This is a genomic window from Moorena sp. SIO3I8, assembly GCF_010692325.1.
Taxonomy (GTDB): Bacteria; Cyanobacteriota; Cyanobacteriia; order Cyanobacteriales; family Coleofasciculaceae; genus Moorena.
In genome coordinates this window covers 23,223-49,260 of record NZ_JAAHHW010000004.1, presented here as the reverse complement: position 1 = coordinate 49,260, position 26,038 = coordinate 23,223, and the positions used below count along the sequence as shown (strand labels likewise).

Below are 26,038 nucleotides of genomic sequence, written 5' to 3'. Positions count from 1 at the left end.
TTCTACCTGTAGATGATCATGACAGGTTAATGCCCAACTTCAATGCTGGATTATTTTCCCAGCGATCTGCTACATGGGCATAAATACAAGTTGTTCTCGGATCAGCATGTCCCAACAAATCTTGCACTTGCCGTAACTCTGCACCAGAACGCAGAGCTAACGTACCCGCCGTATGTCTCAAGCTATGAGCTGATATAGTTCTTCCTGGTGTTTGCTTAAGGTTAGTTTGCTCGAGATAGCTATCCACAACTAGCCGAATCCCCCGCCGGGAAATCCGCTTGCCACCCGCCCTGTTTCCAACAGCTATAAATAAAGGACTCGATGGTTTGACCACTTCCCCATTTTCTGTCCTTGCTTCAAGATAAGCCATTAGCAACTCAGCAAGATCTGGTGTTAATGGCACTATTCTAATATTACGCTTCCCTTCGACCCGGATTCCCAGATTACCCCCCTGTTTTACTACATCAGAGACATTTGCCCGATGTAACTCAATGCTACGGGGACCTTCCAATATCATGATTGCCAGCAAAAGTTTATCCCGCTTTGCCTTAAGGCTACCATCATTGGCTATAGCTGCTAACAACTTCTCAACTTCAGGCTTTTCCAAATAGGTAATCCTTGCCGCCGGGTCCAGCTTTTCCCGTGGCGGTTTCACCCCAAGGGCTGGATTGATCGTAATCAGTCCTTTTTCCACAGCAGCTTGATAAAAACGCTTGACAACTGACAACTTTAGTGATACCGTAGCTGGCTTAAATTTTTTAGTGTCTACCATCCAGCGGCGGTAACGCTTAATGTCCTCTTTAGTAACTGCAGCTGGATGAAGATTTATGCGATCGCACCAGTTCACAAACTGCTGAACCTGGCGGCGGTAGGTATTAACGGTATCAGCCGCAGCATCTCCTGCTGCCACATCGATATCGAGGAAATCAGCAAAAGCTTCTAGTAGGTTTGCTGTAGTAATGGTCAGGTGGTCAGGTTGAGGGGTGATGTGGTTTGGGGTATGAGTATCCACGGTGCAATGAACGTGAATTTGTTAAGCATTTAGTACTATTATAGCCTATTTAACAAAATTCGCGGAATTCCCCACCTTCTTCCAAGGTGGGGATGGATAGCGAAACGACGGCTTATTGCGAATTGTGTTATAATAAAAGTGGTTGCTGACCCGCCTGACTGACTAAAAGGCTACCTTCAAGGTGTAAAAGTACTAGCAGAGTTCAGGGAAGAGACAAGCCCCAGCTGGTTGGCCATAGTTGCTGTAATTCCAAGGTAAGTCTGTCTTAAAAATTATACGTCTGCGGAAGGCGGATGTCTGCCTGTGGACGCTGAGTAAGACTAATTCCAGCAGGCCGACGCCTCTGGTTGAGGCGTCGGCGGATGAAGCGGGAAATCCCAAAGACGAATAAAACCGTCCCTGATTTGAGTTGAGAATTGGAAGCTCCAACCTCAGCTAAGCAGGTTGGGGTACTTCACTACTGATAATCCCCCTTCAAGGCACTTCACCTGTCTGTAGAAAAGAATGCCCGGAATAGGGTTGGATTAGGGCATCATCAATCCCTTGTTTTTTCAACTAAGTGAGCAGAAAGTGACGCAACTGATGGGGTGAAATGGGCTTACTGAGTCCCGCCTCTTCTGTATATCTGCTTGATGCTGGGATTAATATTGTGACCGTCCAGAAGTTAGCTGGCCATGCTTCCCCTGTGACTACGGCTAAGTATGACCGGCGGGGTGAGGAGGTTAAGCGTAGGGCGGTGCAGAAGTTGGGGTTTTAGGAGGGTGAAACTCAACGAAATACTGTCCCCTAAATAAAGCGATCGCAGCCCTAAGGGAACAGTATGGTGTGGGGAGTTTGGAGGTGAAGATTATTAGCCGTCAGTAGGTCAGTCTTGCTGGGGAAAAGACAGCAGTAGCTTCCGGTGAACCTACATACCTCCAATGCCAGGGTTCATAACTAACCCCTTGAGAATTGCCTTGGGGAAAGGATAACTCAAACCCATACCTGTAAGCGTTTTCGGCTAGCCAACGGTAAGCTTTAGTGCTCTCAAACTCCGGCTTTAAAAAGGTGTCAATGTCTTCCCCCTCTCCTATGTCAACAGCATAGCCCGTATGGTGTTCGCTGTGACCTGGGGGCGCACTCCACCGGGCAGCAGCTTCCCTACTCCCGCGCTTACTAATCTGCCTTGAGAACAGTCGTTCTTGCTGTGGAACAGAGCGAAACCCAGAAATGATTGTTAAATCTACCCCACTAGCTTTTGCACCTGCCTGCATTTGGAAAAAAGCATTTGCTGCCGTCCGGTCTAAAAACTCTTCCCGCCCATAAAAATCGGCGACCTTGACTAAGTTTTGTCGCTGGTTTTCTGCATAGGGAAAGTGCCCTAAATGGGTTTCTACTTGCGGTGGTGTGTGCAAAAGCTCGGGCGATTGCCCATACACTCCCCCAGGGTTAGGCTGCCCCTGAGGAGGCGCTGCTGGGAGCGGAGGTAGCTTTTGTTCAAAACTAAGCTGTTTTTGGGGGGGGCAATGCCGGAACTGAGGTTAGCTCTTGTTCAGAATTAAGCGGCTTCTGAGAAGGCGCTGTTGGAGTTAAAGCTAGCTCCCCTTCAAAACTAAGCTGTTTCTGAGAGTGCAGTGCCGGAACGGAGGCTGGCTCTTCCCCAGGACTAACAACTGCTTTCTGGGAGACAGATCCTAGGCTTTCTTCAGTGTTTGAAGGAGAACGGTCAACTGAAATTTCTTGTTTTTGTTGGGTAGATTTTGTGGAAAATTCGGGAGGCTTTCCTGCGCTTTGAAAGCACCCTGGCAGCACAATTAGCGAAGCTACTAAAGAGCTTAAAAACCAAAAGGCGAGCCGTTTCCGTAAACGAAGTAAGGGTTTTTTCATGTGCAAAAAATACCTAGTGGAAACTATTGTTAAAATTAGTCTCGCTCAACAAACTGTTCTGCTATCCATCCCCGAGTTCCAGAGGACGGGTCATAGATTTTGTACCACAGGTCATTTGTCCGATCTCGCCCTTCCCTTAAAACCTCTACCCTACTTCCTATACGGATCTTTCCCACAATGTTGTCACCATCTGTGTTTGGGCTAGAGCGAACGTTTTTAATTGGCTCTGTGGGATCTGTGGTTACAATAGTCGCATTTGCTTCGCCCTGAGACCTATAATTTGGTGCAGAACTACCTTTTAGTAGGTCATCTAGGATCCAGCTATTAGTATTTTCCTTAAACACGAGGTAAAAAATTTTGTTGTAGTCTTCTCTTGTACGTCCGTCTTTTAGGTGGTAGGTTAAGCTAATTTCTACAACAGCCTGGTTTTCCCCCTGGCTTACCTGTTTTCTCTGACCTATGACAATCCGGTCTACTTTATTCCACCAAGTCTTGTATTCATAAAAGCTGTTTTTAGAGTGTTTCCTTTTGAACCCAGGAGACAGAAGCCCCCAAGTTTTGCTGTACTCCCGGCGGTTGAGCATTAAGTAGTAATCCCTGACAGCCTGTGATGAGCTCGGTTTAGGAACTGCCAGTTGTGGATTTTCTGTTTCAGGACTACCATCAGTCTCACCACCAAATGGAAACGTGAGTTCGCCAAATTCGTTGTCCGGTTCAGAATCGTCCTGAGGGTCGTCGCTTGCTCCAGAATTACTGCTAGGGTTCGGCGCAACTGTGCCACGGCTTTCACTCCGCCCAGAACCATTAATAATGTTCTTTGATTCCAGAGAATCCCTAGCTCCTTGCACCCTATCTCTTGGCGAACGATTAAAAGGACTATCCTCTGCAAAAAAAAAGGAATAAAACAAAAAACAGCCTACTCCGATAAGAGTAAGTAACAATAAAAAAAAGGCTGCTTGGAGAAGAGTAAGTAACAGCTTAGGTCTTAAATCCATTTTTCTTATTTATCTGTATTGTTTTTAGACACAAAATATCTAACTGTTGGTCTGTTAACAAGAACCCCACAGATACACCATATTTGCTCTGAGAAAAGATAACTTTTGACTGCTTTAATTAGCGCTTTTCTGCGTATAGTGGGCATGAAGCACTCTCAAAACTCAACCAAGCACCCAGTATTTAATACAGCTTCGCGCTGTCTGGTCAGGACGGATTTAGCAGAAAGTTCTAAACCTTATACAAGCCAAAAAACGAAGAATTCTCTATATTTAACCATAATTTGACCTTAAAATTACTCTTTGAAAGTAATATTGCTGGGGGTTTCAAAGACTATTTATTTAATTTCCTGATCTCAGGCACTTGTCACTGTAGACATAGGTGGATTTAAAAACTGAGCCGATGTTAAGGCAAACCCCTCTCAATAGGAATCATTTTTAAAAAAAATAAAGTTTTATTAATGGATTCAACATTTTTACTCCTAACAGCACTATTGCTCCTAACAGCACTATTGCTCCTATTTTTTCTGTCCTACTTAGCGTACATCATTGACATATTGATAGAAAAAAAAGGAAGCGACAATTTTAGAGGCAATAGCTTGTTTTATAGGTATGGACACAAAATCAACGAAACGAAATTTTCCATACCCATTGATAATAATTGGTCAGAGGAGGACACCCAGAACTTTGTAATCAAGATGAACAAAGAAATCGCTGACAAGACACATCAGAAATTAAGCCAATCTACCGTGAACCTAGTGCTTGCTTATGACAGGGAATTAAGATCTGACAGAAAGAATTTCTTGAAGATATTATTTAGAACAGTGAGGGGAAGCCAATTGTCTCACTTTGTTCATTATGCCGTTGCTGGCAAATCAATTGTGGCTCACTACTTTACATATGTACGCGGAACGCACAATTGGTTTGATGTCCTTGCATTTGTCTTTTTTAGTCCAGTGTCTATATGGTTCTGGTTAGTACCTTGGCTGGCAAATGAGTTTAGTATTACTTCATATATTAGTACGAGACTAGAATACATGAATAACTCTTTTGACCGAATAGATTTAATCACGTTCTATGAAAGTTCTTACTATGTTCTTATGGACGAAACGCGACTCATTTTAAAAGCAAATGGGATCCTTACAGAGGAACTAGCGCAAATTATTTTTAACAACATTAATAATAACCACTCTCAAAACGTAAATATCAACAACTCTTCTGGGCTAAACCTTGGCAACATTTCTAATTCTTTAAAGGGTCAATAAGGACAAGATAGGAATCAAATAATAGTCCGCTTTAAACATTTTTGAGGTAACTTTTATGGCTGGTACAGATAACTCGCAAAACGTTTCATTTACAGGCTCTTCAAACGTTTCGGTGGGAAATATAGAGCACCAAGTTGTCGGTGGCGACTCTATTGATATGTCAGGGGATTTCCGAGGAGCAAATGTTAACGTTAAGTCTAAATTGACAAACGCCTCTCAAATAATTGGACAATCGCCAAACATTACACCATCAACCAAGGAAAAGCTTCAAGAACTGCTCCAGAGGTTAGACCTAGAGCTACAACAGGCTCCTTCTCAAAAAGCCAGTGAGGCTGATGCAGTTGCCAGCCTTGCGAATGATTTAGTTAATAAAGCCTCTGAAGATCAGCCTAACCCAACGATGATCAAGATAGTTGGAGAAGGACTCAAACAGGCAGCCAAAAATATAGCGGAAACACTACCCACTGTCTTGGACATTGCTAACAAAATTTCTAGCCTGGTTATGACCCTTGTATAAGCGGTGACTTCATACCAAATCCGCTTGTCAAAACCCCTTTATAAAAATCGACCAAATCTTTGTATGTCAGGAATCTATGGCTATGGGAATAAGAGGGGTGTGGGAACAGGATTTGGGATCACACCTGATCGCCCGCGTAAGGCACTAGTTTTAACCTGCTCTGTGAGAAATTCAGAAGCATTGGTAGGGAAAAGGGAACACCAACCCTACCCAATCCCCATACCCCAAAGCCAAGATGGAGGAGAAATTAGCAGCACCGGAGGGCATCTAAGCAATGGGTTGGTTAAACAGTCTCATTGGCCTTGGCATCATCAGCAACGTTACTGTGGCAGCTTCTCAGCCGTCAAACCAGTTAGCAGTTCAACAGTTACCAGTTACCAACGAAGAGGAGTTAATGGTCACTGATAATCGGTTACTGACAACTGAAAAAAAACGGTCACTGGTAACTGAAAAAACTGGTCACTGCTCCCAAGCGCCACAGAATAAATTTGGCTGTTACGGATATGGGTGATGTGAAAGTAACTCAGCCAGGTCAACTGAAGTACCAATAACGCCCATTTTGGGGATTAATTATTTAATCAAATTAGTTCTTCAGTACCTACTATGCTAAATTTCCAGTTAAAAAAACTCATAAAGCTTGCTGAATAAGGGTTATAAGGCAATTTAACTAATAAAATTTTCTGAATACTGCCTCTTTACCCTGCTCCCTGCTCCCTGCTCCCTGCTCCCTGCTCCCTGCTCCCTTTGCCAAAGTGTTTATTTAGCATAACAAGTACGGAAGAGCCATCAAATTGCAATTCAACAATCGTTAAAATCAAATCAGGGACAACAAGCATGCTTGTTGTCCCTGAAGGGTTGAAGATTGTTCCCGTAGCGTGGCCTTTTGGCCAAGGTTAGTAGGTTCCGTAGGGTGGACGGAAGTCCAAGGTTGGAGGGTTGCTCTTGGCCAAGCGTCCCTTTTAGGGACGGTTATACTAAGCTGGATCGCTTCTCCAGAAAATCCAGTAGAATACGCTGATGAGCAGGACCAAGGGGTCGCACCTGACCAGCCTTGGCAGAATAAGACTCGCCCTGGCGAATCTGCTCAGGAGTCAACAACCCCATATCCCAGCCTTCCCCTAACACTAACTCTGAGAGTTCCACGGTCAGGGGTACTGCAAAAACATGACGGAACACATGGGGTTCAGGATAATGGCCAAACAAAGATGCTGAGGGTAGTGCATAGCTAATTTCCTCCAGCAATTCCCGCCTGAGAGCTTCGATTGGGGTTTCTCCGGGTTCGATGTGCCCCCCAAATAAACCCCACAAACCAGGGTAAAGAATACTAGGAATATTGTCCCGTAGCTGCATCAGGAACTGACCTTGCCGATATAGAATAGCGATCGCTACTTGAACTTGCTTACTGCTCATCTGTTGGTGCTGGAAGTAAGGGGGACTTAGGTTGATAGACTTGCCGTTGTAGCTGCTCAAGCTCTTGAATAAATAATTCACCCAAATCTTGTCCAGCAATGGGAATGCTTTGAAATTGAGGCTTACCTTGGATCAAGACTTGATCACCGATATTGGGCAAAGTTCCCTGAGAGACTACCCAAATGGTACTAGTAGCATCCTGGAGTTCATAAGCATTCGCATCTAAAAGTGGTGCTTGATTAGTAACTTTACCCCGAAGGTAGACTGTATCGATAGTATTCTGATTTTGTGGTAGATCACGGATTTTCGTGACCTTTACACCAGGGTAGCTAATATTAAGCTGATGAATGCCATTATGGGCTAAGGGACTACAGCCAACAGTCCCTGCTCCTACAAGTAAAACCCAAAACGGTAAAAGAGTTGACCAATACTTAGTTGGCATATTGAAATCCTATGATGTTTTCAGTTGTCAGTTGCCAATTAACTCTGTTTGGAGGAGTGAAAAAGGAAGTAGGTTGAAACTTGAATGTTCGTTCCCCAGCCTCAAGTAAATCGCTCCATGCATCTACAGCATCTACAATGTTCTAACCCAAGTAAGCAGCATCTGTACACCCGTCTACACTGTTTAACCCAATTGACCAATGACCAACATACTCGATGGTAAGACCATAGCTAAAAAAATTCAGACCCAGCTGCAAGAACAGACAAAGAAGCTGATGTTGAAACATGGACGACCACCTGGATTAGCAGTGTTGATGGTAGGTGACAACCCGGCTAGCGCTGCCTATGTTCGTAATAAAGAGCGTGCCTGTGCTAAAGTGGGCATTGCTTCTTTTGGTCGTCATTTTCCCAGTAACACGTCCCAAGCAGAACTCGAGGAAACCATTAACGCCCTCAATCAAGATCAGCGTGTAGATGGAATTCTGCTCCAGCTGCCCTTACCCGAACACCTAGATGCTGTTTCATTACTGCACCAAATCCATCCGGATAAAGATGTTGATGGATTACACCCTGTTAATCTAGGTCGTCTGCTCAGGGGAGAGCCTGGTTTACGTAGCTGTACACCAGCAGGCATCATGCACCTGTTGCAAGAGTACCAGATTAATTTGTCTGGTCAACAGACAGTAGTGGTAGGACGTAGTATTTTAGTAGGTAAACCTCTGGCACTGATGCTACTAGAAGCCAACGCTACAGTAACAATTGCTCATTCGCGCACCCAAGATCTGGGGGAGCTGACACGTCGAGCTGATATTTTGGTAGCAGCTGTGGGACGACCTCAACTGATTACCAGTGACATGGTAAAACCAGGAGCTGTCGTAATTGATGTTGGTATTAATCGCGTTAGTGATCAACAAGAAAAATCTCGTCTTGTGGGAGATGTCCACTTTGACTCTGTTCAGGAAACTGCCCGATATATTACCCCTGTCCCTGGTGGCGTCGGACCGATGACAGTGGCTATGCTACTAAATAATACAATCCTTAGTTATACAAAGAGGTATTCTTGAACAGTTTTGCTCTCGTGAAGATTGATAACAATCAATCAATTAAACCGTTGTTGATGATTAAAATAATTTCAGTTCACAGCCAGCTAGGTCAACAAAAGAAATAATTAAAAAAACTTAAAGCTATAAGATATAAAAATATTAAAAATCTGTGTTTTTTGTTTAAGAACATATTAAATGTGGGGATTGACAGGGATAGACTTTAGTTTAGCGCCACTAATAAATTTCAAAACTCGACAATCCTAAGTAGCATCAGTAAGAGCTAATTTGTAAAGTAAATATTAAGAAGCTTGAAAGCCTTGCTATGATTGTCTTTTAGTTATTAAATAGTTCAATTGTTCTAGTTGAGCGCAAGCCTTATCCTACAAGGATTACAGCGAGTTTACAAATCAGCTCTAAAGAGTTTTGTCCATCAAACGAGAAGCACAAGAATTAGACAAGGGAGTTTCAAGAAGACCCCCAGCCCCGTAAAATTGTTAGAGGAATCAGATAATCAAGGAATCAAGGCATGGTAGCGACGGAGGGGCGACCTACCCCCAAGAGGGAATCCCCAAGTTTAGACTTAGTAACTTACTTAAAAGACCGAAAGGCTCTAATTGAGTCAGCTTTAGACCAGGCTCTGCCCCGAATGGAGCCCGACAAAATTTACGAAGCAATGCGTTATTCTCTTTTGGCTGGAGGTAAACGCTTGCGCCCGATTCTGTGCCTAGCTACCTGTGAACTGATGGGTGGCACAGTGGAGATGGCAATGCCAACCTCCTGCGCTCTGGAAATGATCCATACCATGTCATTGATTCATGATGACCTACCAGCAATGGACAATGACGATTACCGTCGGGGTAAACTAACTAACCACAAAGTGTTTGGTGAGGACATTGCCATCCTCGCAGGTGATGGTTTATTAGCTTATGCATTTGAATATGCGGCGGCTCAAACTAAAAATGTACCAGCTCCCCAAGTTTTGCAGGTAGTTGCTTGGTTGGGTAGAGCAGTCGGGGCATCGGGATTGGTTGGGGGTCAAGTGCTTGATCTCGAATCAGAAGGTAAGTTGGATATTAAAGAAGAAACCCTCACCTTTATCCATACTCATAAAACTGGTACTTTGCTAGAAGCCTGTGTAGTTTGTGGTGGAATATTGGCAGGGGCAACGACAACTAACTTACAAAAGCTTTCCAAATATGCCCAAAATATTGGTTTAGCATTTCAAATTGTCGATGACATCCTAGATATCACTGCTACTCAGGAGGAACTGGGTAAAACAGCAGGTAAGGATGTTAAAGCACAAAAGGCAACTTATCCTAGTCTCTTGGGGCTAGAGGCATCAAAAACAAAAGCCCAGGAGCTGGTGAATGAGGCAAAAGCTCAAATGGAATCCTTTGGGGAAAAGGCTCAACCCCTGATTGCGATCGCTGACTTTATTGTGAATCGCACTCATTAAGGTACTTGGTATTGGGGTAAGGCCAACGAAAGTTAAAGGATGAAGTCTTTAATCCTAGCCTACAGGAACACCAAAAACAAACTTCATCCTTAATTATACCATAGAAGGGACGCTATCCGGGGAACATACTTCATAATTCATACTTGATCCTTCATACTTCATCGTTTCCCCAATGCTGAGTTATCGATGACCAATGACCAATTTAAAGTAAATAATTATGCAGGACTTTAGCGACATCCTAAACAACCAGGTGTTGCTGGTTGCGCTCATTGCTTGTCTGGTGGCTCAACTATTTAAGTTTTTGGTTGATCTAACCAAAAATCGCAAACCTAATCTTCGGGTACTGATGACTGCTGGTGGAATGCCTAGTTCTCACTCAGCATTCGTCACTGCCTTGGCATTTGGTGTAGGACAAACAGTAGGATGGGCTTCTCCAGAGTTTGCGATCGCTTTAGTGTTTGCGATCATAGTCATGTATGATGCTGCTGGTGTCCGGCAAGCTGCCGGTAAGCAAGCTCGAATTCTCAACCAAATTATCGATGAGTTGTTTAGCGAAGACAAAGAGTTGAAAGAAGACCGCCTTAAGGAATTATTAGGTCATACACCCTTTCAGGTGCTTGTTGGTTTGGTGTTAGGTATCGCTATTTCTTGCATAGCAGCAACGGCTTATTGATCGTGTTAATTGTTGACTACTCCCCCGCTTAAAAGACGGGGGATTCTAATAAGGATGTTTCGTGATGGGATGAATCCGCATCACTCCACACTGTTTTCTTATTAGCTGACCACAGGAATACCCTGTGGGGACGAGTCAAAACGCCCCTACCCAGTCGGTCTAGGCTAATACCTAGCGTTCTGCTTACTTTGCGTATTATATTGGCAGAACCGTTACAATCCGCATTGACATACCAATTCATTGCGGTTCGGTATAAACCGCGCTTCGTTCTTCTCCCTGACGGTTTCCAATCATTGGGTTTTTCACCATAATTAGGCAGATAGTCACCATCTAAGAACGATGCTTTACTGGTATAGCTTTCCTCTGTTTCTATGAACTCGATTCCATACTGTTCACAAAGCCCGGCTATTCTCTCTTTCAGTCTAGCTGTAGGTATTGGCACAAATTCCGAGTTAGTTTTTTTTCCTAACTCGATCGAGTTTTTGTTTCCTTTATTCCAACCAAAAACGACCCGACCGATTTTATTTTCTAAGCAATGTTTTATAACTAGTCTGGCGGCTTTGTTAATTCCATCGCGCATCTGACGGTTACGTTTTTCGGTGATCGTAGCTAATTTATTAGACCAAAACCCTTGTGGCTTGCCTTCTTTGATTGTTGAGATCTGTTTGTTATACCAACGATTCATCGATTTGATGTGCTTGCCATCAATAATAAAGCTAGTTCCTACATTATAAACACAGGTTAGCCAGTTATCCAATCCCGGGTCAATCCCAAGTACATTCTCGGGTTCACCACTGGGCGTTTCTATTTCTTTTTGATAAACAAACTCTACATAAAAACACTTATTTCTTGGCAGTATTCTTAATTCTTTGATGTCATCAAATTCCAGGTTGCTCGCCATCGGCAACCTAAAACTATCAATGCCAAACCAGGATTTTACCTGTCTGCCCAATGGTATTCTTATGGTTCCATCTATTAATCTTAAGGCTTGCTTTGGATAACTAACTAATGCCAAACCTCCTTTTTTTCTATATTTGGGTAGTCTTGGTCTATTCTCAATCTTTCCTTCTCGGTATGCGTCCTGCAGCCTTTTGTAGGATTTAAAGGACTCGTAGACCGAACGAAGTATTTGTTGTGCTGCTTGGGAGTGAAGTGCCTGATAGTGACGATTGGGCTTGTATTCTTTTTCTAGCTCAAACTTGCTGATGTAGCGATTGGCTTTAAAGTAGAGTTGACGGGCAAAGTAGATTCCCATGTTTGTCAATCTCTGGGATTGTGTGCATAAAAAGTTGAGAATCGCCAATAACTCAAGATCTGGACTCAATAAAACTTGCTGACAGCCGTACACTGGCATCACCTCCTCGCTAATTGCTGATTATACTATAAACAGGACACATAAATGTGTCTGCTGTGACGGCTCGCTCGGTTTCATCCCCTGCTTCAAAAAAGACAGGGGCTTTCACCATCGCTTCTTGGTAATTTTAATTAGTAATTTGCCATTACCTAGTTCAAACGGAACTAGTTAAAAGCGAACCACCTTACGTTTTAGTAGGGTAACTCGGCGACTATCAACAACCATTGCCCAAAACCCCCCTGCGCTCAGTCGCCTTAAGATTGAGTTAGCTTGGGTTTCACTAGTTGTGTGTACTGTCAGTAAGTAAGGTCGCTGAGCATAAGAAACCAAGCCAACATTGACGCCCAGTAGTTGCTCTAGTCGGGATGCCATTTCTGGTTGATTGAAGTAGTCCACCAGAACTGCATAACCATCACCCAATCCCTGAGGAGTATAACCTCTATTAGTAGGCTGTATAGTAGTACTAGGTTGGCTTGACGGTGGAGATTGAACTACAAAAGCTGAGTATCCCACTACCTGATCCAGATAGCGTGCCCAATCTTTAGCATCGTTAATGCCTCTGAAACCGCCAACCCGAGTTACTGTGTCTTCCAAATATTGACAAAAATCAGTTTTTGCGCTATTGGGTAAAATTCTTTGAATTTGTTCGTGATTTTTCCTAATTCGGCTAAGCACTAACAAAATGTACTCGCCGTTTTGTGGTGGTTGGCATTGAGGAGTTATTGGTTGAGCATAAACCGAATCAAAGACACCACCAACTAAAGCAGCCAGTGCTATCGAGAAAATTTGTAAAATAAACTGTATTGTTTCCCTGGTCATAGATGATTAGAAAGTAGACCTATAGCCACTGTCTTGGAAGCAAAAAACTAACCATCAAACTGATGCCAGAGACGCTAGAGGGTCAGGTATACTATCTGATGGTGCCTGAAATTCACCAGTTTTGACAAATTCTAGGCGCAGCTTTAACCAGGTGATGAACTTAGGATTAGTAGAAATTATCGCCGTTGCTGGTTGCGGACATTCCTGCTTGACCTGGGACATTTGGGAACTTTCCAAGAATGCTGGCTGGTTGACTAACCAAAAGTCTATTTCTTTTTCCTGTTCATGGTAGTGCCTGGTACGTTCCCGAAGTACTTCCTCCAATGGTTCTTCTTCAAGGAACTTTTGACTGGCTAAAACGTAGTAGTAAGTTTGCATAGTTTCAGTTACTGAGGAAAGCTCAAAATTTACCTTGCATCGCTTGTTTCATTTCTCTGACCGCCCGTTCTATACCCACCAGAGATGCCCGAGCAATGATGCTATGACCAATATTGAGTTCTTCCATACCTTCGATACAAGCAACCGGGTAAACATTCCAGTAGGTAAGACCATGACCAGCATTGACTCGTAAGCCAGCAGCAATCGCTTGTTGGCATCCGGAGGCCAAAACTTTTAATTCTTTAGCCTGACTGACTTCATTAGTAGCTTCTGCATAACTCCCCGTGTGCAGCTCAATAAATTTAGCTTTTGTTTGAGCAGAAGCATCGATTTGGGCAGGATCAGCGTCTATAAATAAGCTAACGGGAATACCAGCGCTCTGTAACTGGGCTACAACCTCACTAAGGCGAGGCATTTGCCCTGCTACATCTAGCCCTCCCTCGGTAGTCACTTCTTCTCGTTTTTCTGGTACGAGGGTAACGTAATCGGGTTTAACCTCTAGAGCGATCGCTACCATTTCATCGGTAGGTGCCATTTCCAAATTCAGATGAGTTCGCACCGTTTGTCTCAACAGAGCAATGTCCCTCTGTTGAATGTGACGTCGGTCCTCTCTTAGATGTGCGGTGATGCCATCCGCACCAGCAAGCTCTGCCAACACCGCTGCTGCCACTGGGTCAGGTTCTACAGTGCGCCGCGCCTGACGAATTGTGGCAATATGGTCAATATTTACGCCCAGTGTTAGCACTAATGTTTTTCTCCTGGATTTGACATCCTAGCCACGACCATAGCGCAGCTTGCTCTTAAACTCCAAGGCTTTAAAACCTTAGCTTTGAGCAACATAGCCTTTTCTAGTTTAACAGGGAGAGGTAACGTCTAGATAGATTGTCTATCAAGGGTCTACAAGACAGTCCCCAATTAAGTAGAAAGCCCCTCGCGAGGGGCGTGCGCAGCGAGAGGTAGTTCACCTGAAATTCTTAATCCTGGGATTAGATACTTCTAGGTTGCAGTTCGTCTTTTGATGGTAATTTGACATTCCAGGCTAGTCCTAAGCGCTGAAGCAGCAGGATGAAGAACCAACCCAGGTCAAGTTGCCACCAATAATGTCCAAATCTTGCTGAGTTGGGAAAAGCATGGTGATTATTGTGCCACCCTTCACCAAGGGTCAAGATGGCGACGATAGGATTGTTCTTGCTCATATCAGAGGTAGTAAACAGCTCTTTTCCCCACAGGTGGCAAACTGAGTTGACACAAAAGGTGATTTGACGGACCAGAAAAATCCGAAATGCTCCGCCCCAGATTAAACCACCTAAGACTCCTGATACAGAACCAGTCAAGACTCCACCCAGGAAACCAGGAATTAACAGGGAAAGCAATACCCAAAAGACGTAGAGGTTGTCTATTCTTCGGATCAGCTTGTCCTTGATTAGGTCAGGAGCATACTTATAGGGAGGCTGCCAATCCACATTCACAATCCAAGCAATATGGGAATGCCAAAACCCTTGGATAAATCCCCAAAATCCTCCCTGGTGAAGATGGGGTGAGTGAGTGTCTCCGTCTTGGTCAGAGTAAATATGATGGCAGCGATGATGGTGAACCCAGCTAGTTACTGGTCCTTGAGCTGCCATACATCCAGCAATGGCTAAGAATGCCCTTATAAATGGTCCAGTCTGAAAGGCACGATGGCTAAAAAGCCTGTGATACCCGACGGTAATCCCGATAAAATTCAGGATGTACATCCCGAGAAAAAGACCAATATCGAGAGGCTGGACGTTCAGTTTCTCAAGGAACATAACTACTATCGCAGCAATTACTCCCAAAGGGGAGATGGCGATAACGATAGTAACTAAAGTTTTCTGGAGTGTGCTAACTTCTGGGGAAGTAGATGAAGAGATTGACACTTGTGTTGTTTCAATAAAATACTAATACACCAAAACTAAGCATATCCGATTGCTTGTGCAACATTTAACCTGTACAAACCTACTCACAAGCAGATAGGACGATGGTATAGCATTAGTTTTAACTAATGGTTGTTGCCGACAAAGCAATGCCAAAAGCATTGCGCTAATTTTCTTAATGGAGGCTCTGCTGCCTACTCTCAAACCGCACTGTAACTTCACTCAGTCCATTATTTTACGTCGCTTAACTTACGACCAGCTGCCAAAGCTTTTAGTTCTTCGTTGGGCGGTAGTGTTCCGAAGTTAAACAAGTTACTAACTTATTTCATTATAAAACAGTGGATAATGTTTGACAAGGTTTAGATAGCTATAAGGCTAATAGTTGCACCTCTAAAACCTGCCAATACCCAAGAATCCCATGGCGGGAATTCCCTTATTCCCTCCTTGTCCTAGTGGAGCCGACTGCATTGCTTTATTAAATCAAAAAAAAAGCTGAAACTCTTGTCCGTGTCTTGATGCAAAGCGCGAGTGGGACAAATCCCCCCCCCATAAAGGCCAACCCGTCGCTTCAGCATAGCTGCCAAATGCCTAACAGCTTACTACATCAAAGTAGATTCAAACTCCTACTATAAAACTGATAGGAGTAGAATAGAGGACAGCACAAAAAACGGGGTTGTGGAGGGAAGAACGTTGGATGAGCTGAGAACTGCGTTAGAGTTAGCAACCGTTGAAGAGTTACAACAAGTGACAGACATTCTATTCTGTCGTAGGTTTAATCCCTTAGATTACCTTCAGCTCCCTGAGCCAATCGATATCCAAAGCCAAAACCGTGAAGCTTGGTTGGATTCCCTGGAAGAGCGATTTCGCTTCTTGGCAGCAGATGGAGTAACAGTACTCAAGGGACGGACGAGGGAAGTAACCTACCGACAAGCCCTGATTCAAGTTTGTCGTTACCTCAAAATTCCTTACTCTCAACGTCTGACTACAACTGACTTGGAAGCAGAAATATTTCTTCACCTCATGGAGAAAACCTGGAAACGCTTACCAACCCAAGAGCAGCAATCCCTAACAGTACAGGTACAGAAATGCTTAGCTAAGTCAAAACTCCCTGAACCCTTACCTGTACAAATCCAGCACAACCCTATCGAGTTTTTACTCAAAGGTGGTAGCGCCCTAGCATTGACCTCGATTCTAAAGCCAATAATACTACAACAGGTTGCACGCCAGTTTGCCCTACATTTCGCTCGCTATCAGGTTGCTAAACAAGCCCTAGTGAAGGGAGGTTTGGCAGCAGCAGCTCAGTTTCAGAACTACTTTACACTACAAACAGCACGACAGGGAATGGCACTAAGTGCTGCTCGTTATGGAGTTACTAGGAGTGTTTTTGCCTGCCTAGGTCCGATCATGTGGAGCTATTTCTTTGTTGACTTAGGCTGGAGAGCGATCGCAACCAACTACGGTCGGATTATTCCAACAATCTTAACCTTAGCACAAATCCGCCTGACTCGTGCTGAGTGCTGGGAACCAGTTTAGATTTATTCATAGTAATGCTTAGTGGCTAGATTGGGAAAGAATAGACATTCAGACAATCACCTACAAATAGGTTGGAACTGCGCTAAGCTGGGAACTCTTATCTTTCCCCTGTTTCCAGCTTTAGGGGCAGTGGGGTTAGTTCTAGCTGTGGGAGATACTTGGCGGCAAAATTACGCCAGTATGATCTCAAAACCCCTAAACTGGGGCTTGGCTATTTTGAGTATCTGGTTGCTCATTACTGCTAGCTTAGCCTTTAACCCCACAGAAGCGTTCCTAGGTTTAGGGAATTTTATCCCCTTCTTCGCCGTTTTCGCTGCTTTCTCTACCCTCATCAAAACCCCAGCACAGCTGAGGCAATTAGCCTGGATTCTAGTTATTCCTTCCCTAGCAGTAACTATACTGGGTTTTGCTCAGATGGTTTTGGGTTGGACTAGCCCAAAAGTATTATCACTAGTCTTTGGTTCAACCTTGGTAGCTAACGGTAATCCTCCAGATCGGATGGATTCAGTGTTTTCGTATGCCAATATCCTAGCCGCTTATCTACAAATACCATTAATTTTAGGAATAGGGCTGTGGATTGAGAGGTTTCAAGCTAGGGGTTGGAGCTGGCATCGATTCGATTATCCGCTGTTGTTCTTGAGTGTGGTGGTGATCGGTAATGCGATCGCATTAGTTTTGACCAACTCCCGCAATGCTTGGATAATCGCTGTTTTGGCTTGCCTTGCCTTTGCCCTTTACTTAGGTTGGTACTGGCTGGTGACAGCAGTTACTGCTGCTGTTGGTAGTATTCTGTGGGCATCATTTGGTCCAATCCTAGGGCGTCAATGGCTGCGTAGTATTGTCCCAGCATACTTTTGGATGCGATTGTCTGACCAGTTGTATCCCGACCGACCCATCGCTACCTTGAGGACAACCCAGTGGAAATTTACTTGGTCCATGATTCAGGAACGTCCCTGGTTGGGTTGGGGGTTACGCAATTTCACTCCTCTTTACCAGTCACAAATGGAAGTCTGGCTTGGTCATCCCCATAATTTACCTCTAATGTTGACTGCTGAAACTGGCATCCCAGGCACACTGATGTTGAGTGGCTTAGTTGCCTGGATTATAGTACAAGGTATCCAACTATTAAGGGTTTGGTCAACCGTTGCGACCCCTACCACTAGACAAGATTGGCATCAAGACAACTTAATTCTGTTCAGTTATCTGGTGGCTTTTGGCAGCTGTACTCTATTCAATCTGCTGGATGTAACTCTGTTTGATTTTCGGGTTAATACCTTGGGGTGGCTGTTGTTGTCAGCAATTCGTGGCGTGGCGTGTCACATTTAACCTAATTTAGTTCTTGATATTGCAATTAGCTAAACCTTAGTTGAAAAGGAGTCGTCTAAGCACGAGTCAGGATAACCGTTACCATGTTGCCTAGAATAGGTGAAGTTAAGCTTAGTTTACCGAAATTGTCGGATTTTGTGGGATGATTAAAGGATCAGGCTCCTTCCAAATGTCACAATAATCGAAAGCGTTGTCTAACCAGTTAGGATAAAACTGCAGTGGCACAAGATCGGGTCAGACAAAACATTAGGAATCGCGAAAGCCCAAACTCCACGACTTATTACGAAATACTGGGATTGCACCCTAGTGCATCACCCATAGCTATCCGACGTGCCTATCGGCAACTCAGTAAGCGCTATCATCCTGATACAACCGACTTACCCACTGAAACTGCCACGATTAAATTCCAAAAGCTGAACCAAGCCTATGCTACCCTGAGTAATCCAGAGCGACGAGCAATCTATGACCAAAAAATTGGTTATTCCCGCCTCAATGTGATTCAGCCACCCCCTAGTTTAAACAATCCAGTTAATCAAAAGCCACCAAGCTCCTCGTCCTCAGCTTACCTTGATCCCACTGACCGCCCCCTTTCAGCTGGGGAGATTTTTGTCTTATTCATTTTAGGACTAACCTTTTTAGGCTGCTTACTACTAGCCATAGCGATTGGATTAACCCAAGGTGAATCTGCTCTGCTAATTTCTAAACCCAGTGGCAATGATTTGCTTACCTTACCCGAGATTAATTTTATTCAACAGGCGAAACCTGATAATTTGGATAGTCAAATACCGGTTAATAACCAATCAGCCCAAAATCCCCAGATAACCCATCTCTCAGAATAACTGATCAAGAATAACTTATAATATTAAGTCTGTTTAATCCCTTATAATGTTAATCCCTTATAATAGGGTTTATCCCATAAATGTTAATTGTCTTAAATGTTAATTGTCTTAATTGTTAATTGAAAATTGTCACGTGACCATTGACAATGTTCAATTTTCTACTGATGTACCACCAAGAATTATAAATAGTTAATCGGACTCGATATGACACTTCCGCCAGGTGATACCCCCTTGTATAACCACCCTCTACCTGAAATAGAGAGGTGGCTGAAAATACTAGGATGTGAACAAGACAGTAATGATCTACATTGCTGGCGTGTTGATCGACCTACCTGGAAAGCAGAACTTTGCCTTGAGGTAGAGGAGTTAATCGTGCGCTACGTCAAGTCTGGGGAAGATGGACAAGATATTCAACGATCTTTCAAGTATTCCCTCAGCCGCAAAGATATAGAAGATGCAGTTTTCTGTGGTCCTTAGTAGGTGAAGGGTCTGCGGTCGTTGAACGTTATAAGGTTGTCCCTTGTAGCGTGGCCTTTTGGCCAAGGTTAGAAGGTTGAAAGTTATAAGGTTGTTCCCTAGGCGAACAACTAAAAAACCTACCCTACAAGGAACGCCAAAAGCGAACAACTAAAAAACCTTTCACCATTCTTATCTTAGACTTTTCCAAACCGACGTTCACGCTGCTGATAAGTAGACAAAGCACGGTGAAACTGTCCACGGTCAAAATCCGGCCATAGGGTATCTGTGATGTAAAGTTCCCCATAAGCCATTTGCCAAAGTAGGAAATTGCTCAAGCGCATTTCCCCACTAGTGCGAATTAGCAAGTCTGGGTCACAGATATTGGCAGTGTAGAGATGGCGTGAAAATAGGGCTTCGTCAATGTCATCTGGTTGGATGTGACCAAGTTGGACCTGAGTAGCAATGGCTCGACAGGCTTGTATAATTTCCTGGCGGGCCCCGTAGTTAGTAGCCACAGTAAACTGAATGCCAGTATTATTGAGAGTTTCATTCATAGAATGCTCAATTTGTGCTTGCAACGATTGCGGTAAGGCGGTCAAATTTCCCACAAACTGAATCCGAACATTCTCCTCCATCATTTCTTGAAGTTCTCTAGCCAAAACCCGCTCAAACAAGGTCATCAGAAACTCCACCTCTTCTAAGGGGCGTCCCCAGTTTTCTGTAGAAAATGCATAGGCGGTAAGGGCTTTGATTCCCCAATCATCACAACAACGAAGTAGTTTTTTGAGAGCCTCCACCCCTTGCCGATGTCCTATAACTCGAGGTAGTCCCCGGCGTTTTGCCCAACGACCATTACCATCCATAATCACTGCCACATGCCTAGGCAAACGGTCTGGTGAAAGGTCGCTTGGTAATTTGTTTAGGATAGTTTGCATAGCAGTTATTTTTTCTCTTGAGACGTTGATGATGGAAGACGGAGGAAACGTGAAACTAGCACCCGTCCCTGGGACTTGAATTGGCGACCTAGGTTGCGTAGACCTGGAGCAACTACCTCACGATCCACGACTGGGGAAAATCGTTCCTCTAGCAATTGTTTGAGTCTCGTGCTAGTTAGTGGTCGGTACAATCCTCCTTTTTCCGCCAAAGAAATTGAACCCGTCTCTTCAGATACAACAATACAAAGGCAATTTTCGACACGTTCTGTAATTCCCATCGCAGCCCGATGGCGGGTCCCCAGCTTCCGAGAGGCTGTGCGCTCAGAAAGAGGCAAAATTACCCCCGCAGCTACAACCCGAGAGCCACGAATTAATACCGCTCCATCGTGTAACAACGTAGTTGTTTGGAAAATGGTTTGCAGTAGTTCTTTAGAAATTTCAGCATTTAGCTGAACACCCGGTACAGAAACATCCCGCTCATCAATTGGACCATTGGTTTCTAAAGTTATCAAAGCGCCAACTCGATTTTGAGACAACTCTTTGACCGCGTCTACGATTTCATTGATTACACTGTCAGGCTTAGGAGTGGGACGTCGTTGTCCTTGAAACAACTGCACAATCTCTCCTCGACCTAACTGTTCAAGAAATCTACGAAACTCTGACTGGAAGATGACAGCCATTGCCACAGCTGAGCCAACCACCAACTTTTCTAGCACAAAACTCAATAGCGTCAACCCTAACCTATTACTTACTGCTGCGGCTAACATCAGGACAATTAGCCCTCGCACCATCCATAAGGTGCGGCGCTCCCCAATGATGAGGAGCACAAGATAAGTAAGGGCTAGAACCAACCCAACATCGATGCTGTGAAGCAACAATGACTGAGCCCAGCTATGGTCAGTAACAGGACCCGGCAACGGAGGCATTGAACGTTCAGGAAAGAATTAAGGATGGAGATGGAGTCGAACTGGCTTGATTTTAGCGTCAGCTAAGTGATTAGCTCTTAAAAAGTTAATGGTTAATGATTGGCGGTTAGCCAAAAGTCAACCACCAACAACCAATAGCTTTTAGCTTTTAGCTTTTAGCTTTTAGCTAATTTCTGCTCTGGGTCTGAGTCGTTCGGGCAAACGATCTAGGCGAATTAAATCTTGGTAAGTTTCCCGCTGCACAATCACCTGGGCTTCTCCGTCCTTGACTAAAACTGCTGCTGGTCTGGGTAACCGATTGTAATTAGATGCCATGCTGTAATTGTAGGCACCAGTAGCCATTACCACCAAAATATCTCCTGGCTGAGTTTGAGGTAAGGTAGCATCTTTAATCAAAATGTCCCCTGATTCACAATGTTTACCAGCAATTGTGATTTTTTCGGTTAGGGGAGCTGACATCCGGTTGGCAATCACAGAGCGATAAACGGATTGGTAGGTAATCGGACGCGGATTATCTGACATACCTCCATCAACTGTCAAGTAAGTCCGGATTTCGGGGATGACTTTAGAACTCCCCAGAGTGTAGGCGGTGACACAGGCTGGACCAACAATGGAACGCCCGGGTTCCGATAGCAGTTTCGGTAGGACGAGTTGCCGAGAAGTGCAAGCAGCAACAACGGAGTCACAGACTCCCTTGACCCAATCATCAATAGTAGGAGGGTCATCGGATTCTAGATAACAAATCCCTAAGCCTCCTCCTACATTGATCTGTTCTACTCGCAAATCGTAGTCAGCCGCTTTAACAATACACTCCACTAGCACTTTCGCCAGATCTTGATGGGGTTGCCTCTCAAAAATCTGAGAGCCAATGTGGGCGTGTAAACCAACAAAGTTGAGGGTTGGGTGTTGACTGATAAAGGTAAAAACTTCATCCCAGGTATCGGGATCAAAGCCAAACTTACTGTCTAGGTGACCAGTGCGAATGTAATCGTGGGTGTGACACTCGATCCCTGGGGTCAATCGAATCATGATCCGGATACTCTCTTGTGGTAACGAAGCCAGGGCTTTTAACTCCAGCCAGTTATCCACTACGATGGTGCAGCCACTCTCGGTAGCTAGTTCCAGTTCACTAGTAGATTTATTATTGCCATGGAAATAGAGTTTGTCAGCACTAACACCAGCTTGTAGAGCAGTGTAGAGTTCACCACCAGAAACCACATCGATTCCGAGGCTTTCAGAGTTTGCGATCGCACAAATTGCTAAACAATTCCAGGCTTTAGAAGCGTAGAGGACTAGAGATTCTCCGGGGTAGTAGTTAGCAAAGGCTTCCCGATACTGATGACAAGCAGTTCTAAAGGTTACTTCGTCCACAATGTAAAGGGGGGAGCCAAATTGCTCGACTAGAGTCGTCACATCGCAACAACCAATTTCCAAGCAGTCACGGCTGTTAACTTTGGCGGTTAGAGGGAGCAGTTTCTGATTCGGTGAGGGGTTTGACCCACCATTGTTTGGGTCTGGAGTGATAGATGAATTGAGATACTGAAGCCCTGAATTCTGAACCTGAGTGGGTTGAGTCGATAGCATTATGTAATTATTTTCCTGATTTTGCTTTACAGTTGGAACTTGCGTCTCGTTAATCAGTGTACAATTGAAGGCTGTGACTGTCTTAAAACTTAAACCCCTCAAAGCAGAGCACCTAAGTGCTGCAGTGGCACTGGATCAGCTGTGTTTTGGTGGACTTTGGACTCGGTCGGGTTACGAGCGAGAGTTGGATAGCCCCAACAGTCAGTTGTTGGCTTTGGAAGCTCCTCCAAAAGGGGACAAAAAAGAAACTTTGCTTGAAGGCACAGGTGTTCCCATCACCTCATTACCCAATTGCCTGGTAGGCTTAGGTTGTTTTTGGTCAATTTTGGAGGAAGCCCATATTATTATTCTGGCAGTGCATCCTGACTACCAACGTCAAGGTTTGGGTCAATTACTGCTTTATTCATTGCTACAGGATGCTAAACAGCGTAATTTAGAGTGGGCAACCTTAGAGGTGAAACCATCTAATCAAGCAGCACTAGCTCTTTACCAAAAGTTCGGCTTCACTGAAGCTGGACGACGTAGAAACTATTACAAAGACACTGGGGAGGATGCTCTGATTCTATGGCGAGGGGGTCTGAAAAGCCCTGAATTTGAGAAAACAATGGCCGATTGTTACCAGGAAATTAAACAGCGCTTGGCTGCTAAAGACCTGGAAATTGGTTAATGGCTAATAACTAGAAATGGCATCGGAAGTAAGTAAATAACTGTTTCAATTGCTGCGAGTTGTGTAAAAATCAACGGTGGGCTGATTTACCTGTGCTAGAATCAGCTTACACGGGCATGCAACAGGTGATGGGAATACGCCATGTTTGAACGCTTTACAGAAAAAGCCATTAAGGTGATCATGCTGGCTCAGGAAGAAGCACGTCGCCTAGGTCATAATTTCGTAGGCACAGAGCAAATCCTCCTGGGTCTGATCGGAGAAGGAACTGGCGTAGCTGCCAAGGTCCTCAAATCTATGGGCGTAAATCTCAAAGACGCTCGGATTGAAGTTGAGAAAATTATTGGCAGGGGTTCCGGCTTCGTTGCTGTCGAAATCCCCTTTACCCCCAGAGCAAAGCGGGTTCTGGAGCTATCCCTAGAAGAAGCTCGCCAGCTAGGCCATAACTACATTGGTACAGAACATCTGCTACTAGGGCTAATACGGGAGGGAGAAGGCGTAGCGGCTAGGGTTTTGGAAAACCTAGGAGTAGACCTGTCTAAAGTCAGAACCCAAGTTATCCGAATGTTGGGTGAAACGGCGGAAGTCACAGCAGGAGCCTCTCAAGGTCGTACAAAGACTCCTACTCTCGATGAGTTTGGCTCGAACCTAACCCAGATGGCTAGTGAAGGCAAGCTAGATCCAGTAGTAGGACGGGAAAAGGAAATAGAAAGGGTAATCCAGATATTGGGACGCCGTACCAAGAATAACCCAGTATTGATCGGAGAACCAGGGGTAGGAAAAACGGCGATCGCAGAAGGCTTAGCCCAACGAATCGCTAACAATGATGTTCCAGACATTTTGGAAGAAAAGCGAGTCGTTACCCTCGATATTGGCTTACTGGTCGCTGGAACCAAATACCGGGGTGAGTTTGAAGAACGCCTGAAAAAAATTATGGATGAAATTCGTCAGGCATCTAACGTAATCCTGGTGATTGACGAGGTTCATACCCTGATTGGTGCAGGTGCAGCTGAAGGCGCAATTGATGCGGCAAATATCCTCAAACCAGCCTTAGCAAGGGGAGAATTGCAGTGCATTGGAGCGACAACTTTGGATGAGTACCGCAAACACATTGAGCGGGATGCAGCCCTAGAACGTCGTTTCCAACCAGTAATGGTCGGTGAACCGTCAGTAGAAGAAACTATTGAGATTCTATACGGCTTGCGGGAGCGCTACGAGCAACACCACAAATTGAAAATTTCCGATGAGGCTCTCGAAGCAGCAGCAAACCTCTCAGACCGTTATATTTCCGACCGTTACCTGCCAGATAAGGCCATTGACCTGATCGATGAAGCAGGAAGCCGAGTGCGTTTGATTAACTCCCAGTTGCCCCCAGCAGCAAAAGAGCTAGATAAAGAACTGCGTCAGGTCCTAAAAGAAAAAGATGATGCGGTACGCTCCCAGGACTTTGATCGAGCTGGGGAACTACGCGATCGCGAAATGGAAATAAAGGCGGAAATTCGCTCAATTGCCCAAAGCAAGAAGAACGAATCTCGGGGTACTGATGAAAGCCCAGTTGTAGATGAAGAGGACATTGCTCACATTGTTGCCTCTTGGACTGGTGTGCCGGTACAAAAACTGACTGAATCAGAGTCAGAAAAACTACTGCACATGGAAGATACCCTGCATCAGCGCCTGATTGGTCAGGAAGATGCGGTTAAAGCCGTTTCCCGAGCAATTCGTCGAGCCAGGGTAGGCTTAAAGAATCCCAACCGTCCTATTGCCAGTTTTGTCTTCTCTGGACCTACAGGGGTCGGTAAGACAGAATTAGCTAAGTCATTGGCAGCTTACTTCTTTGGGTCTGAAGAAGCCATGGTGCGCCTAGATATGTCCGAATACATGGAGCGCCATACCGTTAGTAAGTTGGTAGGTTCGCCTCCTGGATATGTGGGCTACAACGAAGGTGGTCAACTAACTGAAGCAGTGCGTCGTCGTCCTTACACAGTAGTGCTGTTCGATGAAATTGAAAAGGCACACCCAGATGTGTTCAATATGCTGCTGCAAATCCTAGAGGATGGCAGGTTGACTGACTCCAAGGGTCGGACGGTAGACTTTAAAAACACCCTGCTGATCATGACCTCCAATGTCGGTTCCGAGGTGATTGAAAAGGGTGGCGGACAACTGGGCTTCGAGTTCAGCGATAATAAAGCGGAATCCCAATATAATCGAATTCGAAATCTAGTCAACGAAGATCTTAAACGGTACTTCCGCCCAGAGTTTCTGAATCGTTTAGATGAGATTATCGTCTTCCGTCAGTTGACTAAAGAAGAAGTCAAGGACATTGCCAAGATTCTGTTAAAAGAAGTGTTTGGTCGTTTGTACGAACAAGGCATTACTCTAGAAGTCAGCGAGAAATTCAAAGACCGTTTGATCGAAGAGGGTTACAACCCCAGCTACGGGGCCAGACCATTACGCCGAGCAATCATGCGGTTGTTGGAGGATGTGCTGGCAGAAGAAATTCTCTCCAGTCGCATTAAGGAAGGAGATATTGCCTATGTTGATGTCAATGAAGAGGGTAAGGTACAAGTGAGTCGCAAGGAAAACCGAGAGCTTTTGCCTCAAGGAGTTGAGTAAGTGATTGTAGGGTAAAGCCCCTACTTATCCTGTGCTAA

At 44.6% G+C, this 26,038-nt stretch carries 26 protein-coding genes; 13 read left to right on the top strand and 13 right to left on the bottom strand.

Annotated features, from left to right (window positions below; all coding sequences use genetic code 11):
- Nucleotides 1-16: 16 nt before the first annotated feature.
- Complete coding sequence (locus F6K51_RS03040; RefSeq protein ID WP_293017954.1) at nucleotides 17-1,012, bottom strand: tyrosine-type recombinase/integrase; 996 nt, start codon at nucleotides 1,010-1,012, stop codon at nucleotides 17-19.
- Nucleotides 1,013-1,604: 592 nt separating this feature from the next.
- Between F6K51_RS03040 and F6K51_RS03035 the strand changes: the two genes are divergently transcribed.
- Nucleotides 1,605-1,769, top strand: a complete 165-nt coding sequence (locus F6K51_RS03035) for a hypothetical protein (protein ID WP_365939896.1) — start codon at nucleotides 1,605-1,607, stop codon at nucleotides 1,767-1,769.
- A 100-nt stretch (nucleotides 1,770-1,869) separates the two neighbouring features.
- Here F6K51_RS03035 and F6K51_RS03030 read toward each other — a convergent pair whose 3' ends face one another.
- Nucleotides 1,870-2,430 carry a M15 family metallopeptidase gene (locus F6K51_RS03030; RefSeq protein ID WP_293017952.1) on the bottom strand — a complete coding sequence of 187 codons (561 nt, stop codon included), beginning with the start codon at nucleotides 2,428-2,430 and terminating at the stop codon, nucleotides 1,870-1,872.
- A 483-nt stretch (nucleotides 2,431-2,913) separates the two neighbouring features.
- Nucleotides 2,914-3,786 (bottom strand): SH3 domain-containing protein, encoded by an 873-nt coding sequence (locus tag F6K51_RS03025; RefSeq protein WP_293017950.1) that lies wholly within the window; start codon nucleotides 3,784-3,786, stop codon nucleotides 2,914-2,916.
- A gap of 782 nt (nucleotides 3,787-4,568) precedes the next feature.
- Here F6K51_RS03025 and F6K51_RS03020 point away from each other — a divergent pair.
- From F6K51_RS03020 to F6K51_RS03010, 3 genes are all read left to right on the top strand, one after another.
- A complete protein-coding gene (locus F6K51_RS03020) occupies nucleotides 4,569-5,135 on the top strand; it encodes a hypothetical protein (protein WP_293017949.1) in 567 nt (188 codons plus the stop codon).
- Between the two features lie 55 nt (nucleotides 5,136-5,190).
- Complete coding sequence (locus tag F6K51_RS03015; protein ID WP_293017947.1) at nucleotides 5,191-5,652, top strand: hypothetical protein; 462 nt, start codon at nucleotides 5,191-5,193, stop codon at nucleotides 5,650-5,652.
- 274 nt (nucleotides 5,653-5,926) lie between these two features.
- Nucleotides 5,927-6,163 carry a hypothetical protein gene (locus tag F6K51_RS03010; protein ID WP_293017946.1) on the top strand — a complete coding sequence of 79 codons (237 nt, stop codon included), beginning with the start codon at nucleotides 5,927-5,929 and terminating at the stop codon, nucleotides 6,161-6,163.
- A 458-nt stretch (nucleotides 6,164-6,621) separates the two neighbouring features.
- Here F6K51_RS03010 and F6K51_RS03005 read toward each other — a convergent pair whose 3' ends face one another.
- Both F6K51_RS03005 and F6K51_RS03000 read right to left on the bottom strand, forming a co-directional pair.
- Nucleotides 6,622-7,062, bottom strand: coding sequence for an NUDIX hydrolase (locus F6K51_RS03005; RefSeq protein WP_293017944.1), 441 nt, complete (start codon nucleotides 7,060-7,062; stop codon nucleotides 6,622-6,624).
- Nucleotides 7,052-7,504 carry a hypothetical protein gene (locus tag F6K51_RS03000; RefSeq protein WP_293017942.1) on the bottom strand — a complete coding sequence of 151 codons (453 nt, stop codon included), beginning with the start codon at nucleotides 7,502-7,504 and terminating at the stop codon, nucleotides 7,052-7,054. The genes F6K51_RS03005 and F6K51_RS03000 overlap by 11 nt, the downstream gene beginning before the upstream one ends.
- Nucleotides 7,505-7,703: 199 nt before the next feature.
- Between F6K51_RS03000 and folD the strand changes: the two genes are divergently transcribed.
- The 3 genes from folD to F6K51_RS02985 all read left to right on the top strand — a co-directional run bounded on the left by folD (nucleotide 7,704) and on the right by F6K51_RS02985 (nucleotide 10,675).
- Nucleotides 7,704-8,567, top strand: coding sequence for a bifunctional methylenetetrahydrofolate dehydrogenase/methenyltetrahydrofolate cyclohydrolase FolD (gene folD / locus F6K51_RS02995; RefSeq protein ID WP_293017941.1), 864 nt, complete (start codon nucleotides 7,704-7,706; stop codon nucleotides 8,565-8,567).
- Between the two features lie 505 nt (nucleotides 8,568-9,072).
- Entirely contained in the window at nucleotides 9,073-10,002 is a 930-nt protein-coding gene (gene crtE, locus F6K51_RS02990; RefSeq protein WP_293017940.1) for a geranylgeranyl diphosphate synthase CrtE, read from the top strand.
- A 217-nt stretch (nucleotides 10,003-10,219) separates the two neighbouring features.
- On the top strand, nucleotides 10,220-10,675 hold the full coding sequence (locus F6K51_RS02985; RefSeq protein WP_293017938.1) for a divergent PAP2 family protein: 456 nt from the start codon (nucleotides 10,220-10,222) through the stop codon (nucleotides 10,673-10,675).
- Between the two features lie 28 nt (nucleotides 10,676-10,703).
- On the opposite strand, the gene F6K51_RS02980 is transcribed toward F6K51_RS02985, so the two are convergent.
- From F6K51_RS02980 to F6K51_RS02960, 5 genes are all read right to left on the bottom strand, one after another.
- Nucleotides 10,704-12,029, bottom strand: coding sequence for a transposase (locus F6K51_RS02980; protein ID WP_293017993.1), 1,326 nt, complete (start codon nucleotides 12,027-12,029; stop codon nucleotides 10,704-10,706).
- 168 nt (nucleotides 12,030-12,197) lie between these two features.
- Nucleotides 12,198-12,848, bottom strand: a complete 651-nt coding sequence (locus F6K51_RS02975; RefSeq protein ID WP_293017937.1) for a hypothetical protein — start codon at nucleotides 12,846-12,848, stop codon at nucleotides 12,198-12,200.
- A gap of 54 nt (nucleotides 12,849-12,902) precedes the next feature.
- Entirely contained in the window at nucleotides 12,903-13,226 is a 324-nt protein-coding gene (locus F6K51_RS02970; RefSeq protein WP_075903987.1) for an MgPME-cyclase complex family protein, read from the bottom strand.
- A gap of 22 nt (nucleotides 13,227-13,248) precedes the next feature.
- Nucleotides 13,249-13,971, bottom strand: coding sequence for a pyridoxine 5'-phosphate synthase (locus tag F6K51_RS02965; RefSeq protein WP_293017935.1), 723 nt, complete (start codon nucleotides 13,969-13,971; stop codon nucleotides 13,249-13,251).
- A gap of 241 nt (nucleotides 13,972-14,212) precedes the next feature.
- Nucleotides 14,213-15,124 (bottom strand): acyl-CoA desaturase, encoded by a 912-nt coding sequence (locus F6K51_RS02960; protein WP_293017933.1) that lies wholly within the window; start codon nucleotides 15,122-15,124, stop codon nucleotides 14,213-14,215.
- A 687-nt stretch (nucleotides 15,125-15,811) separates the two neighbouring features.
- Between F6K51_RS02960 and F6K51_RS02955 the strand changes: the two genes are divergently transcribed.
- From F6K51_RS02955 to F6K51_RS02940, 4 genes are all read left to right on the top strand, one after another.
- Entirely contained in the window at nucleotides 15,812-16,654 is an 843-nt protein-coding gene (locus F6K51_RS02955; protein ID WP_293017931.1) for a YaaW family protein, read from the top strand.
- A 21-nt stretch (nucleotides 16,655-16,675) separates the two neighbouring features.
- The gene (locus F6K51_RS02950) at nucleotides 16,676-17,980 is read left to right on the top strand and encodes an O-antigen ligase family protein (RefSeq protein WP_293017929.1); all 1,305 of its coding nucleotides are present in this window, start codon (nucleotides 16,676-16,678) and stop codon (nucleotides 17,978-17,980) included.
- A 218-nt stretch (nucleotides 17,981-18,198) separates the two neighbouring features.
- The gene (locus F6K51_RS02945) at nucleotides 18,199-18,819 is read left to right on the top strand and encodes a DnaJ domain-containing protein (protein WP_293017927.1); all 621 of its coding nucleotides are present in this window, start codon (nucleotides 18,199-18,201) and stop codon (nucleotides 18,817-18,819) included.
- Between the two features lie 204 nt (nucleotides 18,820-19,023).
- Complete coding sequence (locus F6K51_RS02940) at nucleotides 19,024-19,296, top strand: DUF3143 domain-containing protein (RefSeq protein WP_070395455.1); 273 nt, start codon at nucleotides 19,024-19,026, stop codon at nucleotides 19,294-19,296.
- Between the two features lie 176 nt (nucleotides 19,297-19,472).
- Here F6K51_RS02940 and F6K51_RS02935 read toward each other — a convergent pair whose 3' ends face one another.
- From F6K51_RS02935 to lysA, 3 genes are all read right to left on the bottom strand, one after another.
- Nucleotides 19,473-20,213, bottom strand: coding sequence for an isoprenyl transferase (locus F6K51_RS02935; protein ID WP_293017925.1), 741 nt, complete (start codon nucleotides 20,211-20,213; stop codon nucleotides 19,473-19,475).
- Nucleotides 20,214-20,218: 5 nt separating this feature from the next.
- Nucleotides 20,219-21,139, bottom strand: coding sequence for a diadenylate cyclase CdaA (gene cdaA, locus F6K51_RS02930; protein ID WP_293017924.1), 921 nt, complete (start codon nucleotides 21,137-21,139; stop codon nucleotides 20,219-20,221).
- A 162-nt stretch (nucleotides 21,140-21,301) separates the two neighbouring features.
- Nucleotides 21,302-22,723: a diaminopimelate decarboxylase gene (gene lysA, locus F6K51_RS02925; protein WP_293017923.1), complete on the bottom strand. Its 1,422-nt coding sequence runs from the start codon at nucleotides 22,721-22,723 to the stop codon at nucleotides 21,302-21,304.
- Nucleotides 22,724-22,796: 73 nt separating this feature from the next.
- Here lysA and rimI point away from each other — a divergent pair, with 73 nt between their 5' ends.
- Nucleotides 22,797-23,390, top strand: a complete 594-nt coding sequence (rimI, locus tag F6K51_RS02920; protein WP_293017992.1) for a ribosomal protein S18-alanine N-acetyltransferase — start codon at nucleotides 22,797-22,799, stop codon at nucleotides 23,388-23,390.
- A gap of 141 nt (nucleotides 23,391-23,531) precedes the next feature.
- Nucleotides 23,532-26,000, top strand: a complete 2,469-nt coding sequence (locus F6K51_RS02915) for an ATP-dependent Clp protease ATP-binding subunit (protein WP_293017921.1) — start codon at nucleotides 23,532-23,534, stop codon at nucleotides 25,998-26,000.
- The last annotated feature ends 38 nt before the right edge of the window (nucleotides 26,001-26,038 follow it).